Origin of the sequence: Nocardioides sp. (genome assembly GCF_029937575.1) — a bacterium.
Classification (GTDB): Bacteria; Actinomycetota; Actinomycetes; order Propionibacteriales; family Nocardioidaceae; genus Nocardioides.
This window is the reverse complement of the sequence record NZ_JAPYPS010000067.1, coordinates 1-21,038: the sequence shown is the minus strand read 5'-3', so window position 1 is coordinate 21,038 and position 21,038 is coordinate 1. Positions and strand designations below refer to the sequence as shown.

Below are 21,038 nucleotides of genomic sequence, written 5' to 3'. Positions count from 1 at the left end.
GGCCAGCCTTGCCCGCATCCCGCGCCCGGCGGCGCCGGCACCGTCGGTGGGGCCACCGCTGTCCGGTGCGGCTCCGGGGGCCTCGGACCGGGTCGCTGCTGCGCGGACCCGCGGCGTTGCGGGCGTGCGCTCCTCGCTCATCTGGTCAGTCTAGGGACCGGGGCGAGGCTCGGCTCAAGCAACCACGACAGACGTGATCGGAACGTCACCGAACGTCGCGCGGCCGGGGAGGAACGAGAGCTCCATCAGCACGGCCAGGCCGCTCACCGAGCCTCCGCACGCGGCGACGAGATCGCGGGTCGCGGCCGCCGTGCCGCCCGTGGCGAGGACGTCGTCGACCAGCAGCACCCGATCCCCGTCGATCAGCGAGTCGCGCTGCATCTCGAGGGTCGCCTCGCCGTACTCCAGGGCGTAGGAGACGGCGTGGGTGTCGCGCGGCAGCTTGCCGGCCTTGCGGACCGGCACGAAGCCGACGCCCAGGGCCAGGGCGACCGGCGCGGCAAGGATGAACCCGCGGGCCTCCATGCCGACGACCTTGTCGACGACCACGTCACCGCGCTCGTCGCGTCCCGCCGAGGCCAGGGCGACGACGACCGCGGCGAGACCCTGGGGGTCTGCCAGCAGCGGCATGATGTCCTTGAAGACGACCCCGGGCTCAGGATAGTCGGGGACGTCGACGACCAGACGTCCGATCGCCGCCGCAGCGGACTCCAGGGGCTGCACGTCAGGCGCCGACACCGAGACCTACTTCTTGCGCTGCGACTTGGTCCGGCGCGAGGGCTGGACCCGGCCCGAGCTGTTGCTCTGCCCCATCGGTCCGCGTGCCGGAGGGGCCACGCGACCGGAGCCCATCGCCTCCGAGCGCGTCGACGACGAACGGGTCGGCTCGTCCTCGTCCGGCTCCCCCGACTCGTACTCGTCGTGCTCCTCGTCGTCCTCCGGGTCGACGCCCTCGTCGCTCCCGGCACCGATCGGCATGTCCTCGGTGAAGTTGGGGACCGAGGCGTACGGGTCCGCAGCAGCGCGGGCGCGCGCCTTGGCGCGCTTCTCGGCGAGCTTGACGTCGTCCTCGTTGGACTTGAGGTGCACCAGGATGCGCGGGGCCAGGAAGACCGAGGAGTAGACGCCGACCCCCATGCCGACGAACTGCACCAGGGCGAGGTCCTGCAGGGAGCTCGAGCCGAGCTGGACCGCACTGACGTAGAGGATGGCGCCGATCGGGATCAGGGCCACGACCGAGGTGTTCACCGAGCGCACCAGCGTCTGGTTGACCGCCAGGTTGGCGGCCTCGCCGTAGGTGGTGCGCTTGCTGCGGAGGTTGGCGGTGTTCTCGCGGACCTTGTCGAAGACGACGACGGTGTCGTAGAGCGAGAAGCCGAGGATCGCGAGGAATCCGGTGACCGCTGCAGGAGTGACCGAGAACCCCGACAGCGCGTAGATCCCTACCGTGATCACGATGTCGTGGAACAACGCCATCAGGGCCGCGACCGACATCTTCCACTCGCGCGAGTAGGCCCAGATGAACAGCACCACCAGGAAGAGGAAGACCCCGACCCCGATGGCAGCCCGCTGGGCCAGCTGGGCACCGAGGCTGGCGCCGATGGCGGACACGCTGATGTCGTTGCTGGCGTCCTCGGGCGCGATCCCCTGGGCGTCGGCGATCACGCCGATCAACGTGTCGGTGTCGGCCTGGTCCAGCTCCTGGACCTGCACGATGAGGCGGCTGTCGCCCTCGGTCGTGACGATCGGGTCACCGGTCTCGATGCCGGCGTCGGCCACGGTCTCGCGCAGCTCCTCGGCGTTGTCCTGGGTGACCTGGTCGGCGGGCAGGTTGACCGCGAACTGCGTGCCGCCGGTGAACTCGATGCCGAAGTTGAGGCCCTTGCCCCCCACGAGCCCGACGGCGCAGAGCACGAGGATCGCCGAGACGACGTAGAACACCGCGCGGCGGCCGATGAAGTCGTAGGAGCGTCGACCCGCGTAGAGGTCGTTGCCCAGCCGGGAGAACTTGCCCATCAGGCCTTACCTCCTGCGGGCACGGCCGGCGCCACGTCGGTGCCCAGCGTCGCAGCGCTGAGTCCCGAGAGCCGGTGGCCCTTGTTGAAGAACGAGTACCGCGCCAGGTAGGACACCATCGGCTTGGTGAAGTAGAAGAAGACCACGAGGTCGATCAGCGTGGTCAGGCCGAGCGCGAACGCGAAGCCCTTGACCACGCCGGAGGCGAACAGGTACAGCACCACGGCGGCCAGCAGCGAGACCGCGTCGGCGGCCAGGGCTGTGTTGCGGGCCCGGACCCAGCCCGACTCGACCGCGACCCGCATCGACTTGCCGTCACGCATCTCGTCGCGGATGCGCTCGAAGAGGATGATGAAGGAGTCGGCGGTGATGCCGACCGCGATGATCAGTCCCGCGACCCCCGGCAGCGTCAGCGTGAAGCCGGCCGTCTCACTCAGCAGCAGCACCATCGCGTAGGTGATCGCTGCCGCGACCCCCAGGGAGGCGATGACCACCGTCCCCAGGCCGCGGTAGTAGAGCAGGCAGTACAGCATCACCAGCGCGAGTCCGATGCCCCCGGCGGTGAGGCCGGCGCGGAGCTGGTCGCCGGCGAGCGAGGGCCCGATCGTGTCGCTGCTGGGCTCCTCGAAGGAGATCGGCAGCGCGCCGAACTTCAGGCTGGTGGAGAGGCTCTCGGCCTCGGTCTCGGTGAAGTTGCCGCTGATCTGAGCCGAGCCGTCGGGGATCCGGCCGTTGAAGGTCGGGGCCGAGATGACCTGGCCGTCGAGCACGATGGCGAACTGCTCGACGTCGAGCGTCAGCTTGCTCGAGGCGTCGGAGAAGACCTGGCGTCCGTCACCGCCGATGTCGAGCGTGACGGCGTAGCCGACCTGTCCCTGCGGGATCCCGAAGCCGGCGTCGTCGAGGTCGGTGCCCTGGATGATCGCCTGGGAGAGCAGGTACTTGAACGAGGGCTGGCCGGGGTCATCGGCGGTGCCGCTGCCCTCCTCGGGCGGCGAGCACGCCACCAGCGGCTTCAGCGGGTCGTCGGGAAGGTTGGCAGCCTCGCCCGTCTGTGCGTCGAGCAGGATCCCCTGGTCGTCACACACGTAGGCGTTGAAGAGGTCGACGTCCTCCTGCGTGTAGCCCCCGCGCATGAACGCGATCTCCTCGTCCAGGTCGGCCACGGCGGAGTTGTCGAAGTCCTCGGTGAGGGTGCCGTCGTCCGTCGGGGAGTCGGTGGGCTCGTCGGTCGGTGCGTCGGTGGGCTCGTCGGTGGCGTCATCGGTGGGCTCGTCGGTCGGCGTCGCCGTGCCGTCGAGGGCGAAGCCGGGCGCGACGCGCGGGTTTGCCCCGTTGCCCCCGTTGCCGCCGTTGCCGTTGCCGTTGCCGCCGTTGCGGTTGCCGTTGGCGCTGGCCGACGGAGCGTCCGTGGCCTCGGTCGGGATCTCGATCTCCGGCGTGATCTGGCCGGGGTCGGTGACGCCGCTCTGCGCGATGCACGGGTTGAGGTCGGAGCACGCCACGAGCCGGAAGCGCAGCTGCGCCTGGCGCTCCACGGTGTCGATGAGGTCGCGGCGCTGGTCGCCGGGGATCTCGACCGAGATGATGCCGCCGCCCTGGGTGGAGACGGCCGCCTCGGCGACACCGGAGCCGTTGACCCGGTTGTCGATGATGTTGCGGGCCTCGTCGAGGCTGTCCTGGGACGGGTTGCCCTTGGCCTGGAGCGTGATCCGGGTGCCGCCCTCGAGGTCGAGGCCGAGCTGGGGCGACCAGGTGCCGGTCAGGGCGACGAGCCCGAAGGCGATCCCCACTCCGAGGAAGAAGACGACCAGGGTGCGCCCTGGTCGCTGCTGCTTGCTGGCCATGTCAGTTGTCCTCCGAGTCCCGAGCGGTCTCGACCGCGTCTGAGCCAGTCTGATCCGTCTCGGTCTCCGTGCCCGCCGGGGGTACGACGCTGCCGACCGCGCCGCGCGCGACGGTGACCGTCGTACCGGGGGCGATCTCGACCTGCACACGGTCCTCGTCGAGGGACACCAGGGTCCCGAAGAAGCCCGAGGTCAGCATGATCTGGTCACCGACCTGAAGGGCCTCCTGCATGGCGGCGGTCTGGCGCTGACGACGAACGTTGGGCCGGATCAGCAGCAGCCAGAAAACGGCGGCGATGGCAGCGAAGAACAACAGCTGGGCAAGCCAGTCCACGAAGAAGACCTCTCAACATCGAGTGTGGGAGCGCACGTGACGCCGGAGCAGCACAGCACTCCATGTCGGGCGGTATGCCGACCGACGGGCCAGTGTAGCCATGGGGGTAGTCGTGCCGACCAATCCCGGGGTGCCGGTCCGCCTCCGACGGTGACGCGGTAGCGGTGCTGTTGCCTGACCCAACTACTGGGACTCGAACAGAGTTCCCTCGTCGCCCTCGCGGGGTGCGCTCAGGCCCAGGTGGGCCCACGCGGCCGGGGTGGCGATCCGACCTCGCGGGGTACGGGCGAGGAAGCCGAGGCGCACGAGGAAGGGCTCGGCTACCTCCTCGACGGTCTCGCGCTCCTCCCCCACGGCCACCGCCAGCGTGGAGACCCCGACGGGGCCACCCCCGAAGCGTCGGCACAGCACGTCGATGACCCCGCGGTCGAGACGGTCGAGACCCAGCGGATCGACCTCGTACAGGTCGAGGGTGGCGTGGGCGACCTCGAGGGTGACCACCCCGTCGGCACGCACCTGGGCGTAGTCACGCACCCGGCGCAGCAGCCGGTTGGCGATGCGAGGGGTCCCTCGCGAACGCGAGGCGATCTCGGCGGCTCCCTCGGCGGTGAGCTCGACCCCGAGCAGGCCGGCCGAGCGGTGCACGATGAGGTCGAGCTCGGCGGGGTCGTAGAACTCGAGGTGGCCGGTGTAGCCGAAGCGGTCGCGCAGCGGCCCGGGGAGCAGGCCGGCGCGTGTCGTCGCCCCGACGAGGGTGAAGGGCGGGATCTCGAGCGGGATGGCGGTCGCGCCCGGGCCCTTGCCGATCACGACGTCCACGCGGAAGTCCTCCATGGCGAGGTAGAGCATCTCCTCGGCCGGACGCGACATCCGGTGGATCTCGTCGACGAAGAGCACGTCGCCCTCGTTGAGGCCCGACAGGATCGCGGCCAGGTCGCCGGCGTGGGTGATCGCCGGGCCGCTCGTCAGTCGCAGCGGCGCGGACATCTCCGCGGCGATGATCATCGCCAGCGTCGTCTTGCCGAGTCCCGGCGGGCCGGACAGCAGCACGTGGTCGGGTGCGCGGTCGCGCAACCTGGCCGCCTCGAGGACCAGGCCGAGCTGCTCGCGCACGCGTGCCTGACCGACGACCTCGTCGAGCGTGCGCGGTCGCAGGGCGGCCTCGATCGCGCGCTCGTCGCCCTCGGCCTCGGCGGCCGTCAGGGAGCGGAGGTGGTCGTCCTCGGCCCGCGACAGCGGGTCGAGGGGGTCGAGGGGGTCCACGTCGTGCTGTACGTCGTACTCGTCGTGCGGCATCGTTCGGTCTCCGCTCAGGCCTTCGAGAGGGTGCGCAGCGCGGCTCGGAGCAAGGCTCCGACATCCGGCGTGGGGCCGGCGTCGGGTGCGACGGCATCGACTGCCTTGTCGGCCTCCTTGGTCGACCAGCCCAGGCCGACCAGCCCCCCGTGGACCTGGTCGCGCCAGGCCTCCTCGGGGGCCGGCGTCGCGGCAGCCGCCGTACGACCGCCGGTCGGGGCACCGATGCGGTCCTTGAGCTCGAGGATGATCCGTTGAGCGCCCTTCTGCCCGATGCCCGGAACGCGGGTGAGGGTCTTGACGTCGTCGCCGGCGATCGCGCGCCGAAGGTCGTCGGGGCTGAGCACGGCGGTGATCGCCTGGGCGACCTTCGGGCCCACGCCGGAGGCGGTCTGGACGAGCTCGAACATCGTCTTCTCGTCGTCGTCGACGAACCCGAAGAGCGTCAGGGAGTCCTCGCGCACCACCATGCTCGTCGGCAGCGTGGCGGGCTGCCCCTGGCGCAGGGTCGCGAGGGTGCCCGGGGTGCACATCAGCTCCAGGCCGACGCCGCCCACCTCGAGGACGGCGCTGGACAACGACACCTCGGCGACCTTGCCGCTCACGAACGCGATCATCGGGCTCTCCTGACTGCTGCTTCGAGGCGCGCCTGGGCTCCGCCGCGCCAGATGTGGGTGATGGCCAGCGCGAGTGCGTCGGCGGCGTCGGCCGGCTTGGGCGGCTTGTCGAGGCGCAGGATCCGGGTGATCATCGCGCCCACCTGCGCCTTGTCGGCCCGGCCGCTGCCGGTGACGGCGGCCTTGACCTCGCTGGGGGTGTGCAGGGCGACCGGCAGCCCGCGCCGAGCCGCGCAGACCAGCGCGATCCCGCTGGCCTGGGCGGTGCCCATCACCGTGCTGACGTCGGAGCGGGCGAAGACCCGCTCGACCGCGACCGCGTCGGGCCGGTGCTCCTCGATCCAGGCGTCGATGCCCTTCTCGATGGTGACGAGCCGCTGGGCGACCGGAAGGTCGGAGGAGGTACGGATGACGTTGACGTCGACCAGCGTCAGCGGCCGCCCGACGCTGCCGTCGACCACGCCCATCCCGCACCGGGTCAGTCCCGGGTCGATGCCGAGCACGCGCACGCCGTACCCCTCCGTTAGAACAGATGTTCGGAGAACACGCTAACGCGGACGTGCGCCTCGGCCGGGGCCGACACGCGGGGGTGCGTGAAGTCCCGTTCACCGGCTGGCCGGTGAATCAGGCGCTTGGCCGATGTTCAAACAGCGTCCAAGCGCCGCATTCACCGGCCGGCCGGTGAATGCGGCGCCTACCGACCCGCCCTAGTCCGCGTCGACCTGCGCCATGACCTCGTCGGTCACGTCGTAGTTGGCGAAGAGGTTCTGCACGTCGTCGAGGTCCTCGAGCACGTCGATGAGGCGGAAGAGCTTGCCGGCCGAGTCGGCGTCGAGCTCGATCTTGTTGTCCGGGACGAACGACGCCTCGGCGGAGTCGTAGTCGATGCCGGCGGCCTGGAGAGCGGTGCGTACGGCGACCAGGTCGGTCGACTCCGAGACGACCTCGAAGGTCTCCCCCAGGTCGTTGACGTCGTCGGCGCCGGCCTCGAGCGTCGCCTCGAGCAGGTCGTCCTCGGAGATCGTGCGTCCCTCCTGCTCGCTGGGCACCACGACGACGCCCTTGCGGTTGAAGAGGAAGGACACCGAGCCGGGGTCCGCCAGCGACCCGCCGTTGCGGGTCATGGCGGTGCGGACCTCCATGGCGGCGCGGTTCTTGTTGTCGGTCAGGCACTCGATGAGCATCGCGACGCCGGCCGGGCCGTAGCCCTCGTACATGATCGTGGAGTACTCGGCGCCGCCGGTCTCCGCGCCCGAGCCGCGCTTGACCGCGCGGTCGATGTTGTCGTTGGGGACCGAGGACTTCTTGGCCTTCTGGATCGCGTCGTAGAGCGTGGGGTTGCCGGAGATGTCTCCCCCGCCCATCCGCGCCGCGACCTCGATGTTCTTGATCAGCTTGGCGAACATCTTGCCGCGCTTGGCGTCGATCGCGGCCTTCTTGTGCTTCGTGGTCGCCCACTTGGAGTGCCCGGACATGCCTACCTCTTCTGTTGCTCTACGCCTGTGCTGCGCTGGGACGGTGAGTCGGCGCGGGTCACGCGTGCTGGCGGACGAGGTCCACGAACAAGCCGTGCACCCGCGCGTCGCCGCCCACCTCGGGATGGAACGACGTCGCCATCAGCGGTCCCTGCCGGACCGCGACGATCCTACCCACCGCCTCCGGCTCGGCGTCGGAGCCGACCCGCGCGAGGACCTCGACTCCTCCGCCGACCGACTCCACCCAGGGTGCGCGGATGAAGATCCCGTGCACCGGAGCGTCCAGGCCGACCACGTCCACGTCCCCCTCGAAGGAGTCGACCTGGCGGCCGAACGCGTTGCGCCTCACGGTGATGTCGAGCCCGCCGATCGACTCCTGGCCGACGGCACCGTCCTCGATCCGGTCGGCGAGCAGGATCATCCCCGCACACGTGCCCAGGGCGGGCATCCCGTCCTTGATCCGCTGCCGCAGCGGCTCGATCAGGTCGAAGGTGCGAGCGAGCTTGGCCATCGTCGTCGACTCCCCGCCCGGCAGGACGAGACCGTCGACGGCCGCCAGCTCGGCAGGACGCCGTACGGCGGTCGCCGTGACGCCGAGGCGGGCGAGGGCCGCGACGTGCTCGCGGACGTCGCCCTGGAGCGCGAGCACGCCGATGGTCGCTGTCATCCCTTCACCCTAGAAGCAGGGTCCGATGAGCTCAGCAGGAGTAGCTGAACCCCGAGGCGCCCGGGAGATGCTGTCCGACGGTGTCTGTCCTCCGGATGAGTTGCTGTGGTGGGGAGCACCTGACGGTGGGTCCGCACCCGTCCTGGGCCGCGACCCCAGGAGAGGGGCGGAGATCCTCAAGGAATCCACAACCTCGGGCGAGCCCGGCAGAGTGGACCCGTGCCTCGCTCCCGATCGCCGCGCACCGTGGCCCCACTCGTCCCCGCCCTCGCGCTCCTGCTGGCCGTCCTCACCGCCTGCGGGGAGGATGCGTCGCCCACTCCCCTGGCCGAGATCAGCACGACGCCGAGCACCTCGGCGTCCGCAGGCCCGCGCGAGAGCTCCTCCCCCGAGGCGGAGCCACCGGCGGTGACGGCGTACCGGGCCTGGCTGGCCGCGCTCGACACCCAGGACGCCCGAGCGGCCTGCGCTCGCCACGCACCGCAGCTGACGATCGACCTGCGCTACGAGGCGATCCTGCTGAAGCGCGCCCGCCTCGGTGACCCCTGCACCGACTTCGTGGCGGTCCTGTGGGAGCAGCCCGACCGCGAGTACGACCCGTCGGACATCGAGGTCACCCAGCTCACCGACGAGGACGCCCTCCTGGCCGTCGACTTCCCCGGCGAGGACCAGACGGTCCGGATGATCCAGCAGAGCACCCGTTGGCTGGTCGAGGAATCCGTTGCCCGAAGCGGCACATCCGAACCGCCGGACCCGGCCGAGGCCGACTCCGACGATCCCCGGCGATGGCTCGCCGTGTGGTGCGACCTCGAGCTCGAGATGTCACCGTCCGAGCTCATCGGCCTGATGGGCGCCGCTTCGGGGACCTACACGATCGCCGACGGGGGCGAGCCGCAGCTCTACTGGACGCAGGACCAGTACGACTTCCGCGCCTACCTCGACACCGACCCGCCCGACGGTCGCACCATCGACCTCGTCGGCGACTACGACCGGTTGACCACGGCCGAGCGCGTCGGGCTCACCTGCCCCGAGCTCCGCTGATGCGGAGGCTCTCCGGCAGCTGCAACGGCACGGTGTCGTAGAGCGCGCGCAGGCGACGGGTCCAGGGGTCGCGCTCGACGGGCCGCGGACCGCCCGTGCCGAGGTCGAGGTACGACGTACCGGCCGCCCGCGGCCACGTCGGCAGGCCCTCCACCTCGGGCTCTCCGGTGCGGGCGAAGGCGACCCAGTAGTCGACCATCGCCTCGGCCAACGCCTGCCCGCCCGGGCGGACCTCGGAGCCGAAGACGTAGGGCACCTCGGCCCCGTGGGTGGAGCCGTCGGGCTCCGGGCCGAAGCGGTAGCGGTAGGTCGGGGCTCGTTCGGCGTGCTCGAGCGCCAGCGAGACTGCCGGCGCGTGGAAGACGAGGTCGTCCAGCACGAACTCACGGAACGCAGGACGGCCGTACGCCGCCACGAGCGCGTCGTGGTCAGCACCGCCCAGCCGGGAGCGGATGCGGGTCGGGTTGCTGCCCGAGGCCCGGAAGTCACCGTCGGAGAACTCCCCCGACGTGGTCCCGACCAGGTACGGCACCGGCGCCTCCCGGCCCGCGGCGAAGGCGTCGACGACCCGCTCGGGCAGCACGCTGTCGACGACCGGAGCGTCCCCGAGCAGCACGTTGAACGTGGAGGACAGCAGCTCCTCGGGCGGCAGCGCCTGCAGGTCGCCCGCGCTCAGGCCACGGAAGACCCGCGCCCCCTGACGCCGTACGTCACGCAGGGTGCGCGCGGCGCTGTCACCGGGCGCCGACTGGGAGATCGCCCGGTCGAAGAGCCCGTCGGCTGCCGGGGCGACCATCAGCGCGTTGACGCTGATCGCGCCGGCCGAGCCCCCCATCACCGTCACGTTGTCGGGGTCGCCGCCGAAACCGGCGATGTTGTCGCGCACCCACTCGAGGGCGGCGATCTGATCGAGGAGCGCGAAGTTGGCGACGTCCTGGTCGAGGGACGGGTGGGCGAAGAAGCCAAGCAGCCCGAGCCGGTAGTTGACCGTCACCACGACGGTGCCGTGCTCGGCGAGCACCGTGGGATCGACGAGCGAGCCGTTGCCCTCGAAGAGACCTCCCCCGTGCAGCCACACGATCACCGGCCGCGACGGATCGGTCTCGGCGTCCTCGTCGCCGTACGCGCTGGTGACGTTGAGGTAGAGGCAGTCCTCGGAGCTCGTCCGACGCGGCCTCAGGTCACGGTCGCCGTACCGGTAGCCGGCCGGCTGCAGGCACGGCGCACCGAAGCTCTCCGCGACCCGCTCCCCCTCCCACGTGGGGGCCTGCGCCGGGGGGCGCCACCGCAGGTCGCCGACCGGCGCGGCGGCGTACGGGATGCCGCGCCAGGTCCGCACGCCCTGCTCGTCCACTCCCCGCAGGCTGCCCTGCTCGGTGTCCACCACCAGGGGTTCGCCCGATGAGCTGGGCCCGGACCCCGGTCCGGTGACCAGGAGCACGCCGGCCACCACGACGAGGGTGAGCACCACGGCCACCACCGCCGCGACGACGGTGCTGGGGACGGGCTCGCGCCGACGGAGCCGACGCAGTGCGTCGCCGATGACGGGGATGATGACGGGGAGGGTCGAGGCGTGGGCGGAAGCCGCGAGCGGCTACCAGCCCCGCTCGGCCAAGCGGTGCGGCTGGGGGATCTCGTCGACGTTGATCCCGACCATGGCCTCGCCGAGACCGCGCGAGACCTTCGCGACCATGTCGGCGTCGTCGAAGAACGTGGTCGCCTTCACGATCGCCTCGGCCCGCTGGGCGGGGTTGCCGGACTTGAAGATGCCCGAGCCCACGAAGACACCCTCGGCGCCGAGCTGCATCATCATCGCCGCGTCCGCGGGCGTCGCGATGCCGCCGGCGGTGAACAGGACCACGGGCAGTTTGCCCGACGCTGCCACCTCGGCCACCAGGTCGTACGGCGCCTGCAGCTCCTTCGCGGCGACGTAGAGCTCGTCGGCCGAGCGCGAGGACAGCCGGCGGATCTCGCCCAGGATGGTGCGCATGTGGGTGACCGCGTTGGACACGTCACCGGTCCCGGCCTCGCCCTTGGAGCGGATCATCGCCGCGCCCTCGGTGATCCGTCGCAGCGCCTCACCCAGGTTGGTCGCACCACACACGAACGGGACGGTGTAGGCCCACTTGTCGATGTGGTTGGCGTAGTCGGCCGGGGTCAGGACCTCGGACTCGTCGATGTAGTCGACGCCCAGGCTCTGCAGCACCTGCGCCTCGGCGAAGTGACCGATCCGGGCCTTGGCCATCACCGGGATCGAGACCGCGGAGATGATGGAGTCGATCATGTCGGGGTCGCTCATCCGGGACACGCCGCCCTGGGCGCGGATGTCGGCCGGCACCCGCTCGAGGGCCATCACCGCCACCGCGCCGGCGTCCTCGGCGATCTTGGCCTGCTCGGCGGTGACGACGTCCATGATGACGCCACCCTTGAGCATCTCGGCCATGCCGCGCTTGACGCGGGTGGTGCCCGTGGCGCTGCTGGTCAGGGGGGTCTCGGCGTTGTCGGCGGTGAGGTCGTTCATGGCGCTGATGCTACGGCGCTCAGGCGGTCGGGGGCGCATCGGGACCGCCCCGACCCGCGGCCTCCGCGGCGTCCCGCGCCGCATCGGCGGCGAGCGCCTGGCGACGTACCTTGTTGACGCGGAAGATCACCGTGTAGGTGTTGGCGAAGGCCAGCACCCACAGGGTCAGGTACATCAGGATCGGCAGGTCGAGAAGCGCCCCGAGCCCCGTCATCACCAGGATCGAGACGAGCCGGTCTGCCCGCTCGGCCAGACCGCCCTTGGCGTCCAGGCCCAGTGACTCCGCCTTGGCCCGCGCGTAGGAGGTCACCGATCCCATCACCAGGCAGTACAGCGTCAGGCACAGGTAGAGGTAGGAGTCGCCCTCGTTGGTGTTGGCGAAGTAGAGGGCCAGGCCACCGAAGATCGCCCCGTCGCCGATCCGGTCGAGCGTCGAGTCCCAGAACGAGCCGAACGTCGAGCGACGGTCGAGCTCGCGGGCCATCTTGCCGTCGATCAGGTCGCTGAACACGAAGGCGGTGATGAACAGGACACCGATGAGCAGCTCCCCCATCGGGAAGAAGATCAGCGCGCCCGCGGCCACACCGACAGTGCCGACGAACGTGACGGTGTCGGGGCTGACACCCCACTTGATGAAGAGCTTGACGAAGGGCATGAGCACGACGCCCTGCCAGAAGCCCTTGAACCTGTCCAACATGCCGCGGACGCTACCGGTCCCGGGTGGGATCGGCCCACTTCTGAGGCGGCAGCCGGCTGAGGGTCGACCTCAGTCGACCCAGGCGCCCGCGAACAGGTCGCGGGTCTCGGTGAGCAGCTCGGGCAGCGTCTTGGTGCGCCCGATGATGGGCATGAAGTTCTGGTCACCCGGCCAGCGGGGCACGACGTGCTGGTGCAGGTGCGCCGCGATGCCGGCCCCGGCGACCTCACCCTGGTTCATCCCCAGGTTGAAGCCGCGCGCACCCGAGACCGCCCGCACGGTGTGCATCGCCTGCTTGGTCAGCTCGCCGATCTCGATCGCCTCCTCGGCGGTCGTCTCGGTGTAGTCGGCCAGGTGGCGATAGGGGCACACCATCAGGTGCCCCGGCGCGTAGGGGTAGAGGTTGAGCACGGCGAACGCCAGCCGACCACGCCGTACGACGAGCCCGTCGGCGTCGTCGAGGGTCGGGATCCGGCAGAACGGGCACTGACCGGCGCTCGCGTCGGCGGGCTTGGACTCGCCACGGATGTAGGCCATCCGGTGTGGCGTCCAGAGGCGGTCGAGGTCGTCGGGCTCGCCGATCCCGTCCTGGCGCACGGCGTCGTCGCTCACGACGAGGACCCGGGGACGGCCCCGGGCGCACCGCCGGCGAACACGTCGGCCAGGGGCAGGTCCGGGTCGAGGACGACGCCGAGACGCTTGGCGTGACCGTCGAGGAGGTTCCAGATCGACATGGACAGCAGCTCGGAGATCCGTTCGGCCGAGGGCTCGCGGACGTCGCGGGCCAGCCAGCGACCGACGGCGCCGAGGGCCGCGCCGACCAGCCCGTAGGCGAGCGGGTCGACCAGTGCCTTCTCGTCCTCGCTGAGCTCGGCGCCGAGCAGCGCGATCGCCAGGGAGAGCAGGTCTCCGAGCATGGTCGCGATCTGGTCGATGCCCTGCTGGAACGGCCCTCCGGTCTCCTGGACCGCGAACGCGTGCAACGCGACGTGGGCCTCGGTCCAGTCGACGTAGGTCCGGATGATCCGGCCGATGATCTCGTTGATCGTCCCCTCGAGGGAGACCACGGGGGTCAGCTGCTCGGTCAGCGAGGCGATGATGTGGGTCCGGATCGCGGTGTCCAGGTCGGAGCGGTCGGCGAAGTGCCGGTAGACCACCGTGCGGTTGAGCCCGGCACGCTCCGCGATCTGCTGCACGTGGAACTCCGCCCCCACGGGCTCGGACTCGATGACCTCGAGGGCCGCGTCGAGGATGCTCAGGCGTCGCTGCTGGTTGTGGGCGTCCCAGCGCGCCTGCCGGCCGTCCTGAGCCATCTCACCGCCTCACCCTCGCCGTTGGAGCCCCCGTCGGAGCCGTGTGACCGAAGGGTAGCCGCGCCGCGGGGGTGAGGTACTGCCAGCCCGCTCCCCCGGCGGAGGCGTCACCCCGGGGCGCTTGACGTCGACGCCTCGCGCCGAGTGTGCGACCCGCAGCATCTCGCTCACCTCGACGAGCTTGGCCCGAGGCCTCCCGCGTCGCTCGCCGCGTCTGCGCTCCTCGGCGTCGATGGCCCGCCACCCGTCCAGGCCGAGGACCTGGGGGCTGCGCCCGGACACCAGCGCCACGATCGCCTCCTCGTCGGCGTCGCGGCCGGTGGTCGCCCCGGAGTCCAGGTCGTCGAGGATCCGCGCGACCGTCTCCTGGGCGCACCCCTTGTTGCTGCCGATGAAGCCCGTCGGTCCGCGCTTGACCCAGCCGGCGACGTACAGCCCCGGGCGGACGCGGCCCCGGTCGTGGGGCACCACGCCGGTCACCTCGTCGTACGGCAGGTCGGTCACGGGCAGTCCTCGGTAGCCCACCGCGCGCAGGACCAGCCCGGTCTCGATGACCTCGGTCTCCCCCGTCGGGACGGCAACGGCGCGGCCGTCGGCACCCTGCTCGAGGCGGGTGCCGGTGACCTCGATGCCGGTGACCCGGTCGTCGCCGAGCAGCCGGACGGGTGCGGTGAGGAAGCGCAGGACGACCGTACGGCGACCCGGCGTGCGCGGGCGGGCGGCCAGGTCCTTGAGCAGGCGGGTGCGAATGTCGTCGCCGTCGACCGCGTCGAGGTCGCCACCCGGTCCGGCTCGGACGACCACGTCGATCACGCCGGCCTCGGCGAGGCCGCAGAGCCCGACGAGCTCGGGCACCGTGAAGGCGGCCTCGGCCGGGCCGCGCCGTCCGAGCACGACGACCTCGCGCACCCTGCTGCGCGAGAGCGCCGCCCAGGGCAGGGCGGCGATGTCGGTGACCTCGAGCGCGACGGGGTCGGCGGTCAGGATCCTGGCCACGTCGAGGGCCACGTTGCCGTTGCCGACGACGACGACGCGCTCGGTGCCGAGGTCGACGAGGAGGTCCTGCTTGTCGGGGTGGCCGTTGTACCAGCCGACGAGGTCGGTGGCCGACATCGAGCCGACGAGGTCCTCGCCGGGGATCCCGAGCTGACGATCAGCGCTGGCGCCGACCGTGTAGACGACGGCGTCGTAGTGCTCCTCGAGCTCGGCGAGGCTGACGTCACGACCGACGTCGACCCCGAGGAAGTACCGGAAGCTCGGCTGCTCCTCGATCTGGCGGAAGAGCTTCTCGACGGCCTTGGTGTGCTGGTGGTCCGGCGCCACTCCTGCGCGCACCAGTCCGTACGGCGTGGGCAGGCGGTCGTAGACGTCGACGCTGATCTCGGGGTGGGTGAGCAGGTCGTCGGCGGTGTAGAGACCGGCCGGGCCGGCGCCGATCACCGCCACCCGGAACGATCCCTGGTGGGCGAGGCGTCGCTGCTGGGGGACGATCGCCAGCGGCGGGCGCGGCTGGTGCGGGAAGCACTCGTAGTACTCGGCGTTGATCGCCAGGAACGGCTGCTCGTCGGGGGTGAGGGTGCTGTCGGGCTTGATCGCCTCCACCGGGCACGCCGTGGCGCAGGCTCCGCAGCCGACGCAGGAGTTGGCGTCGACGTACAGCATCTCGGCGGTCGTGAACCCGGGTTCGCCCGGCGCCGGGTGGATGCAGTTGACCGGGCACGCGATGACGCACGAGGCGTCGGCGCAGCACGACTGCGTGACGACGTACGTCACCGCTGTCCCTCTGACTTCCGGGTCGCAGCTCAGGCGGCCGCGGAGGCCGGCTGACTGCGGAAGCGCGAGGTGGGGCCGTCGATCTTCATCAGCTTCCACACCCGGCGCGAGACCTTGTTCATCATGCCGGTCTCCTCGGCGAGCATCCGGACGTCGCCGAACAGGTCGCGCAGGAACTTCCGCGACTCCGCGTTGTCCCAGTAGAGCTCCTTGACGACCGACTTGGGGAGCCCCATGTCGCGCTGCGCCTTCTTGGTCGGCACCACGATCTCGTCGCAGAGCCAGCGCATGATGAGCGGTACGGCGACCGACAGCACGGCACGCTCGTGACGCTTGAGCCGCGGGGCCTTGTGCTGGAGGTACTGGTGGGCGAAGCCGATGTGACGCGCCTCCTCGGCGACGTGGATCTGCATGATCCGCTGCAGCAGCGGGTGCATGTCGTCGCCGGCGCGCAGGATCGTCTTCTGCACGTGGTCGATCGGCTCCTCGCCGGCGAGCACGCCGAAGAAGAAGCCGAACGGCATGATCCGCGCCGCGAGCGGGAGGATCGGGCTGACCGCGCGGAAGATGCCCGAGCCGCCACCGACGTCCTGCCCGGAGCGGTTGACGAACTCCTGGAACATCTGGGTGTGGTGGCACTCCTCGGTCGCCTCGTGCGTGGAGTAGCGGAACTCCGCGGAGCCGTTGGGCAGCGAGAAGGCGTAGTTCATCAGTCCGGCGATCAGGATCTGCTCGAACTGCAGGCCGACCTTGGTGATGTTGGCCTGGCGGTAGAGCCCGATCCTGATCTGCTCGTCCTGGGGCAGCGCCTGGTACCAGGGATGCCGGCCGAGCACGTCGGCCTCCGGCAGGATCCAGCGCTCGTCGGTCGGGTCGATCGCGAAGTCGGGGTGGTCCCAGTCGATGTCGGCGAACGCGTCGAAGTGCTGCTCGACGGAAGCCTCCGAGAGCGTCTTGAGGCGCTGCTCGTAGGTCTGGAAGGGGGCTGCCAGAGCGTCGCGGGTGTCCTGGTCGTGGCCGATCGTGCTCGTCATCGCGTGAACCTCTCACCGTTGGGTGGTCAACGATGACGACGTTAATGCGACGCCATGTGACATGTAAAGGGTATGCGCGACATTACGTCTCAGTAACTTGTGCGGCGGCCGAGCCGGCCGGTGATCAGGCCAGGCGCGCCGGGAACCCACCCGTCGCGATCGGCCCCCAGCGGGTGGGCGTGATCCGCAGCAAGGACTTGCCCTGGTCGCGCATCGCCTGGCGGTACTCGTCCCAGTCGGAGTGCTCGCCGGAGATGCAGCGGAAGTAGTCGACGAGAGGCTCGACCGCCTCCGGCATGTCGATCACCTCGCACTCGCCGTCGACCTGCACCCACGCGTCGTTGAACTCCTGGCCCAGCACCATCACGCTGACACCCGCGTGCCGACGCGCGTTGGAGGCCTTGGCCCGCTCGGGGTAGGTGGAGATGACGATCCGCCCCTCCTGGTCGACTCCCCCGGTCACCGGCGACATCTGCGGCGTGCCGTCCTGGCGCTGCGTGGTGAGGATCATCCGGTGGCGCGGTCGGACGAACTCGAGCAGTCCCTCGAGGTCGACGGTGGTGGTGGTTGCGATCGTCTTGGCCATGGCTCCACTTCAGCACACGCCCGGTCGGGCGCCGCCGCTCGTCGAGCAGCCGGCCCACCCTCGATCGTCGAGTAGCCGGCAGGCGAGCGGACGCGAGACGCCCGCGCCCGGCCGCTTGCCCGACTAGACCTGCTCGCGGGTCGCCACTGCCGCGGTGACGCGGGCGATCGCCTCGTCGATCGGGACGCCGTTGTCCTGGCGCCCGTCGCGGTAGCGGAAGGAGACCGCACCGGCAGCGACGTCGTCGGCGCCGGCGATCATCATGAACGGCACCTTCTGCAGCTGGGCGTTGCGGATCTTCTTCTGCATCCGGTCGTCGGAGTCGTCGACCTCCACCCGCAGGCCCTGCAGCTTCATCCGGCGTGCGACGTCGTACAGGTAGTCGCTGAAGGCGTCGGCGACCGGGATCGCCTGGACCTGGACCGGGGCGAGCCACGGAGGGAACGCGCCGGCGTAGTGCTCCACGAGCACCCCGAGGAAGCGCTCGATCGAGCCGAACTTGGCGGAGTGGATCATCACCGGCTGCTGGCGCGAGCCGTCGGCTGCCTGGTACTGGAGGTCGAAGCCCTCGGGCTGGTTGAAGTCGTACTGGATCGTGGACATCTGCCAGGTGCGGCCGATGGCGTCCTTGGCCTGGACCGAGACCTTGGGGCCGTAGAAGGCCGCGCCGCCGGGGTCCGGGACCAGCTCGAGACCGGACTCCTCGCACGCCGTACGCAGCACGTCGGTGGCGTTGTCCCACTGCTCCTGCGAGCCGACGAACTTGTCGGGCTTGGAGTCGTCGCGCGTCGAGAGCTCGAGGTAGAAGTCGTCGAGGCCGAAGTCGCGGAGCAGCCCGAGGACGAAGTCCAGCAGGTGCTTGATCTCGCCGGGCGCCTGCTCGGGGGTCACGTAGGAGTGGGAGTCGTCCTGGGCGAAACCGCGCACCCGGGTCAGGCCGTGGATGACGCCGGACTTCTCGTAGCGGTAGACGTGGCCGAACTCGAAGAGCCGCAGCGGCAGCTCGCGGTAGGACCGCCCGCGCGACCTGAAGATCAGGTTGTGCATCGGGCAGTTCATCGCCTTGAGGTAGTAGTTGGCGCCCTCGAACTCCATCGGGGGGAACATGCCGTCGGCGTAGTAGGGCAGGTGACCCGAGAGGTGGAACGTGCCCTCCTTCGAGATGTGCGGGGTGCCGACGTAGTCGAAGCCCTCCTCGATGTGGCGCTGGCGGACGTAGTCCTCCATCTCCCGCTTGATCACCCCGCCCTTGGGGTGGAAGACCGGCAGGCCGGAGCCGATCTCGTCGGGGAAGCTGAAGAGGTCGAGGTCGCGGCCGAGCTTGCGGTGGTCGCGCTTCTCGGCCTCCTCGAGGCGGTGCAGATGCGCCTCGAGGGCCTCCTTGGTCTCCCAGGCGGTGCCGTAGATGCGCTGGAGCTGCTTGTTCTTCTCGTCGCCGCGCCAGTAGGCCGCGGCCGAGCGCATCAGCTTGAAGGCCGGGATCCGCTTGGTGGTCGGCAGGTGCGGGCCGCGGCACAGGTCGGACCAGGCAGCCTCGCCCTTGCGATTGATGTTGTCGTAGATGGTCAGCTCGCCGGCGCCGACCTCAACGCTCGCCCCCTCGGCGGCATCCTCGACGCCGGCACCGCCCTTGAGACCGATCAGCTCGATCTTGTAGGGCTCGTCGGCGAGCTCGGACAGCGCGTCGGCATCGGTGGTGACGCGGCGCGAGAAGCGCTGGCCCTCCTTGATGATCTTGCGCATCCGGGTCTCGATCTTGTCGAGGTCCTCCGGCACGAAGGGGGTCGCGACGTCGAAGTCGTAGTAGAAGCCGTCGGTGATCGGCGGGCCGATGCCGAGCTTGGCGTCGGGGAACAGGTCCTGCACGGCCTGGGCCATCACGTGCGCGGTGGAGTGGCGCAGGATGTCGTGGCCGTCGGGGCTGTGGATCTCGACGGAGGCGACGACGTCACCGTCGGCCAGCTCGTAGGCCAGGTCCTTGAGGCTGCTCCCCTCGCCCTCCCCCACGCGTGCCGCGATCACGTCGGTGTCCTCGGCGAACAGCTCCCACGCCTTGGTGCCCGTCGTGACCGTCTGGTCCTGACGCACGTCGGCGTGGACTCGGACGACCTTGATCTCGGACACGGGGGCTCCTCAGGAGGTTGGCTGCTGGTCGATCCAGCTCGATGCCCGACGGATGCCGGACGTCGCGATGGTATCGACCGCCCGGCGCCGAACGCGCCCCGGTTTCGTCGTACCGCCCCTGGCCCCCGGACCCTCAGCAGCCGTCGAGCATCAGCGGTGGCCGCTTTCCCTTCGTCACGCCCATGAGGGTCATGATGTCGTTGCGTCCCAGGGCGCCGTCCTCGACGAGGGCCTCGCCGAAGAGGAAGCCGATCCACCGACGGTTCGGCCCCTTCTTCCCCCGGTGCAGGTAGACGCCCCACTGCCCGTAGCCGACCTCGCGCGGCTTGGAGAGTGCCGCGCCGTAGTCACGCTCGATCCGGCGGTACGTCGAGTAGATGCGGGTGCCGGTGGGCGTCGCCATGTCATCGCCGGTGGCGTTCATCTCGACGATGCGGTCGTCGGCCACGGACACGACGTACTGCGTCCGGTAGCTCTTGGTGGGCTGCAGCTTGATCGGGTCACAGGGCGGGTTGGGGACGTCCTGCTTGAACTCGCCGGTGGCCATGGCCTCCTCGACGGTCATCCCGATCTTCGCCTGCCCGATCTTGGCCGGCCGGACGAGGCGCGGTCCCTTGGCGGAGGCCGCACGCCAGACATGGGCGCCGTCGTCGAGACCAGCGGAGGGGTCAGCAGCAGCCGACGTGGTGGTGGCGGCCACGAAGGCCGGCGCGACGAGAGCGAGGGTGGTGACCCCGAACAGAGTGCGATGCATGAGCGTGGCTTACCACTGACAGGGCACCGGGCGGAAGAGTCGACCGTGACGTTGAGATCGCACGGCGCTTGTCAGAGCTCGGTGGCTCCTCGGCGGCGGTACGACACCGTCACTGACGCCCGTCCCGATCTGGACCTCGGTCAGGTGCCGTCCTCGGTCAAGGTCGTGGGCGGCAGCCAGTCGGCACCGAGGAGTTGAGCGAGGTCGGCGAGGCCGGCGGTGTCGCTTCCTACGGTGTCGGAGGCTGCGGCGATCCGCTCCACCATGATCTTGCCGACCTGTGCCTCGACCGTGTCCTCGGCGTACGCGATGTGCCACGGGGAGACCTGGTGGTCGCGGTGGGTGCGACCGGTCACCTGACGCGCGGCGATGCCCGAGAAGCGGGCCTGGTGGAAGACGCCTACCCGGGGCTCGGTGCTGGCCTGGCGGCCGCCGGGGAGCGTCTCGCCGGCGTGCAGGCTGATCGAGGCGACGGTGGTGAAGACGCAGACCTTCGCCTGCCCGGTCTGGAACCGGAGCCGCTCGGCCTCGACGTCGAACCGGTCACGGCCGTAGATCGTGGCCACCTCGACGCCCAGGTCGCGCAGCCGCTCGGCGATGGGGTCGGCGGCGGTTGCGACGAACTCGACCGAGCACGCCACCTGTCGCTCGGCCTGGACCTGTTGGGCGATCCACGCGACCGTCGAGTCGACCCGGATCAGTCCGGCCTTCTGCCGGAAGCGCAGCAGCGCGGCCCGGCCCTTCGCGACGTTGCGTCCGTGGCGCGCGATGTCCATCTCCCGACAGAACTCGCCCCACTCGGCCTCGTAGGCGCCCCGCTCCCCCGGCGTCAGCGCCACCGGCATCCCGGAGATCGGCACCGGCCCCCACGGCGCGGCACGATGCAGCATCGCCGGCGGCCGGTCGTCGGCGAGCCAGCCGCGCACCAGCTTGAGGTCGGCGC

Annotated in this window: 20 protein-coding genes and 1 pseudogene; 1 reads left to right on the top strand and 20 read right to left on the bottom strand. The window is 70.5% G+C overall.

Annotated features, from left to right (window positions below; genetic code table 11):
* Nucleotides 1–174: 174 nt before the first annotated feature.
* The 9 genes from Q1K33_RS17350 to pdxT form a co-directional block, all read right to left on the bottom strand.
* A complete protein-coding gene (locus tag Q1K33_RS17350; protein WP_300405999.1) occupies nucleotides 175–714 on the bottom strand; it encodes an adenine phosphoribosyltransferase in 540 nt (179 codons plus the stop codon).
* 30 nt (nucleotides 715–744) lie between these two features.
* Nucleotides 745–2,016, bottom strand: a complete 1,272-nt coding sequence (secF, locus tag Q1K33_RS17345) for a protein translocase subunit SecF (RefSeq protein ID WP_300405997.1) — start codon at nucleotides 2,014–2,016, stop codon at nucleotides 745–747.
* On the bottom strand, nucleotides 2,016–3,863 hold the full coding sequence (gene secD, locus Q1K33_RS17340; RefSeq protein ID WP_300405996.1) for a protein translocase subunit SecD: 1,848 nt from the start codon (nucleotides 3,861–3,863) through the stop codon (nucleotides 2,016–2,018). The genes secF and secD overlap by 1 nt, the downstream gene beginning before the upstream one ends.
* Before the next feature lies 1 nt (nucleotide 3,864).
* Entirely contained in the window at nucleotides 3,865–4,197 is a 333-nt protein-coding gene (gene yajC / locus Q1K33_RS17335) for a preprotein translocase subunit YajC (RefSeq protein WP_300405995.1), read from the bottom strand.
* A 183-nt stretch (nucleotides 4,198–4,380) separates the two neighbouring features.
* Nucleotides 4,381–5,493: a Holliday junction branch migration DNA helicase RuvB gene (ruvB, locus tag Q1K33_RS17330; protein WP_300405994.1), complete on the bottom strand. Its 1,113-nt coding sequence runs from the start codon at nucleotides 5,491–5,493 to the stop codon at nucleotides 4,381–4,383.
* A 14-nt stretch (nucleotides 5,494–5,507) separates the two neighbouring features.
* Entirely contained in the window at nucleotides 5,508–6,110 is a 603-nt protein-coding gene (gene ruvA, locus Q1K33_RS17325) for a Holliday junction branch migration protein RuvA (protein ID WP_300405993.1), read from the bottom strand.
* Entirely contained in the window at nucleotides 6,107–6,619 is a 513-nt protein-coding gene (gene ruvC / locus Q1K33_RS17320; RefSeq protein ID WP_300405992.1) for a crossover junction endodeoxyribonuclease RuvC, read from the bottom strand. Before ruvC ends, ruvA begins: the two co-directional genes overlap by 4 nt.
* Before the next feature lie 198 nt (nucleotides 6,620–6,817).
* Nucleotides 6,818–7,585, bottom strand: coding sequence for a YebC/PmpR family DNA-binding transcriptional regulator (locus Q1K33_RS17315; RefSeq protein WP_300405991.1), 768 nt, complete (start codon nucleotides 7,583–7,585; stop codon nucleotides 6,818–6,820).
* 58 nt (nucleotides 7,586–7,643) lie between these two features.
* A complete protein-coding gene (pdxT, locus tag Q1K33_RS17310; protein ID WP_300405990.1) occupies nucleotides 7,644–8,252 on the bottom strand; it encodes a pyridoxal 5'-phosphate synthase glutaminase subunit PdxT in 609 nt (202 codons plus the stop codon).
* Between the two features lie 219 nt (nucleotides 8,253–8,471).
* Between pdxT and Q1K33_RS17305 the strand changes: the two genes are divergently transcribed.
* Nucleotides 8,472–9,293, top strand: coding sequence for a hypothetical protein (locus Q1K33_RS17305; protein WP_300405989.1), 822 nt, complete (start codon nucleotides 8,472–8,474; stop codon nucleotides 9,291–9,293).
* Here Q1K33_RS17305 and Q1K33_RS17300 read toward each other — a convergent pair.
* The 11 genes and pseudogenes from Q1K33_RS17300 to Q1K33_RS17250 form a co-directional block, all read right to left on the bottom strand.
* Nucleotides 9,271–10,764: a carboxylesterase family protein gene (locus Q1K33_RS17300; RefSeq protein ID WP_300405988.1), complete on the bottom strand. Its 1,494-nt coding sequence runs from the start codon at nucleotides 10,762–10,764 to the stop codon at nucleotides 9,271–9,273. The two genes, Q1K33_RS17305 and Q1K33_RS17300, sit on opposite strands and share 23 nt — an antisense overlap.
* Nucleotides 10,765–10,887: 123 nt before the next feature.
* Complete coding sequence (pdxS, locus tag Q1K33_RS17295; protein ID WP_300405987.1) at nucleotides 10,888–11,814, bottom strand: pyridoxal 5'-phosphate synthase lyase subunit PdxS; 927 nt, start codon at nucleotides 11,812–11,814, stop codon at nucleotides 10,888–10,890.
* A gap of 19 nt (nucleotides 11,815–11,833) precedes the next feature.
* Nucleotides 11,834–12,511, bottom strand: coding sequence for a phosphatidylinositol phosphate synthase (gene pgsA / locus Q1K33_RS17290; protein WP_300405986.1), 678 nt, complete (start codon nucleotides 12,509–12,511; stop codon nucleotides 11,834–11,836).
* Nucleotides 12,512–12,580: 69 nt separating this feature from the next.
* Nucleotides 12,581–13,123, bottom strand: coding sequence for an HIT domain-containing protein (locus tag Q1K33_RS17285; protein WP_300405985.1), 543 nt, complete (start codon nucleotides 13,121–13,123; stop codon nucleotides 12,581–12,583).
* The gene (locus Q1K33_RS17280; protein WP_300405984.1) at nucleotides 13,120–13,824 is read right to left on the bottom strand and encodes a TetR/AcrR family transcriptional regulator; all 705 of its coding nucleotides are present in this window, start codon (nucleotides 13,822–13,824) and stop codon (nucleotides 13,120–13,122) included. Before Q1K33_RS17280 ends, Q1K33_RS17285 begins: the two co-directional genes overlap by 4 nt.
* Before the next feature lie 9 nt (nucleotides 13,825–13,833).
* Nucleotides 13,834–15,597, bottom strand: a complete 1,764-nt coding sequence (locus Q1K33_RS17275) for an FAD-dependent oxidoreductase (RefSeq protein ID WP_300405983.1) — start codon at nucleotides 15,595–15,597, stop codon at nucleotides 13,834–13,836.
* A gap of 29 nt (nucleotides 15,598–15,626) precedes the next feature.
* A complete protein-coding gene (locus Q1K33_RS17270; RefSeq protein ID WP_300405982.1) occupies nucleotides 15,627–16,631 on the bottom strand; it encodes a diiron oxygenase in 1,005 nt (334 codons plus the stop codon).
* 124 nt (nucleotides 16,632–16,755) lie between these two features.
* Entirely contained in the window at nucleotides 16,756–17,217 is a 462-nt protein-coding gene (locus tag Q1K33_RS17265) for a PPOX class F420-dependent oxidoreductase (RefSeq protein ID WP_300405981.1), read from the bottom strand.
* 123 nt (nucleotides 17,218–17,340) lie between these two features.
* Nucleotides 17,341–19,305 (bottom strand): threonine--tRNA ligase, encoded by a 1,965-nt coding sequence (gene thrS, locus Q1K33_RS17260; RefSeq protein ID WP_300405998.1) that lies wholly within the window; start codon nucleotides 19,303–19,305, stop codon nucleotides 17,341–17,343.
* 169 nt (nucleotides 19,306–19,474) lie between these two features.
* Nucleotides 19,475–20,095 carry a hypothetical protein gene (locus tag Q1K33_RS17255; protein ID WP_300405980.1) on the bottom strand — a complete coding sequence of 207 codons (621 nt, stop codon included), beginning with the start codon at nucleotides 20,093–20,095 and terminating at the stop codon, nucleotides 19,475–19,477.
* Nucleotides 20,096–20,235: 140 nt separating this feature from the next.
* A pseudogene (locus Q1K33_RS17250) lies at nucleotides 20,236–21,038 on the bottom strand (helicase C-terminal domain-containing protein); the annotation flags it as partial.

Coding starts and splice junctions, on each gene's coding strand:
- Q1K33_RS17315 (WP_300405991.1), bottom strand. CDS start 7,585: ATGTCCGGGCACTCCAAGTGGGCGACCACGAAGCACAAGAAGGCCGCG.
- Q1K33_RS17270 (WP_300405982.1), bottom strand. CDS start 16,631: ATGACGAGCACGATCGGCCACGACCAGGACACCCGCGACGCTCTGGCA.
- pdxS (WP_300405987.1), bottom strand. CDS start 11,814: ATGAACGACCTCACCGCCGACAACGCCGAGACCCCCCTGACCAGCAGC.
- secD (WP_300405996.1), bottom strand. CDS start 3,863: ATGGCCAGCAAGCAGCAGCGACCAGGGCGCACCCTGGTCGTCTTCTTC.
- ruvB (WP_300405994.1), bottom strand. CDS start 5,493: ATGCCGCACGACGAGTACGACGTACAGCACGACGTGGACCCCCTCGAC.
- secF (WP_300405997.1), bottom strand. CDS start 2,016: ATGGGCAAGTTCTCCCGGCTGGGCAACGACCTCTACGCGGGTCGACGC.
- pgsA (WP_300405986.1), bottom strand. CDS start 12,511: ATGTTGGACAGGTTCAAGGGCTTCTGGCAGGGCGTCGTGCTCATGCCC.
- pdxT (WP_300405990.1), bottom strand. CDS start 8,252: ATGACAGCGACCATCGGCGTGCTCGCGCTCCAGGGCGACGTCCGCGAG.
- Q1K33_RS17255 (WP_300405980.1), bottom strand. CDS start 20,095: ATGCATCGCACTCTGTTCGGGGTCACCACCCTCGCTCTCGTCGCGCCG.
- Q1K33_RS17280 (WP_300405984.1), bottom strand. CDS start 13,824: ATGGCTCAGGACGGCCGGCAGGCGCGCTGGGACGCCCACAACCAGCAG.
- ruvA (WP_300405993.1), bottom strand. CDS start 6,110: ATGATCGCGTTCGTGAGCGGCAAGGTCGCCGAGGTGTCGTTGTCCAGC.
- Q1K33_RS17265 (WP_300405981.1), bottom strand. CDS start 17,217: ATGGCCAAGACGATCGCAACCACCACCACCGTCGACCTCGAGGGACTG.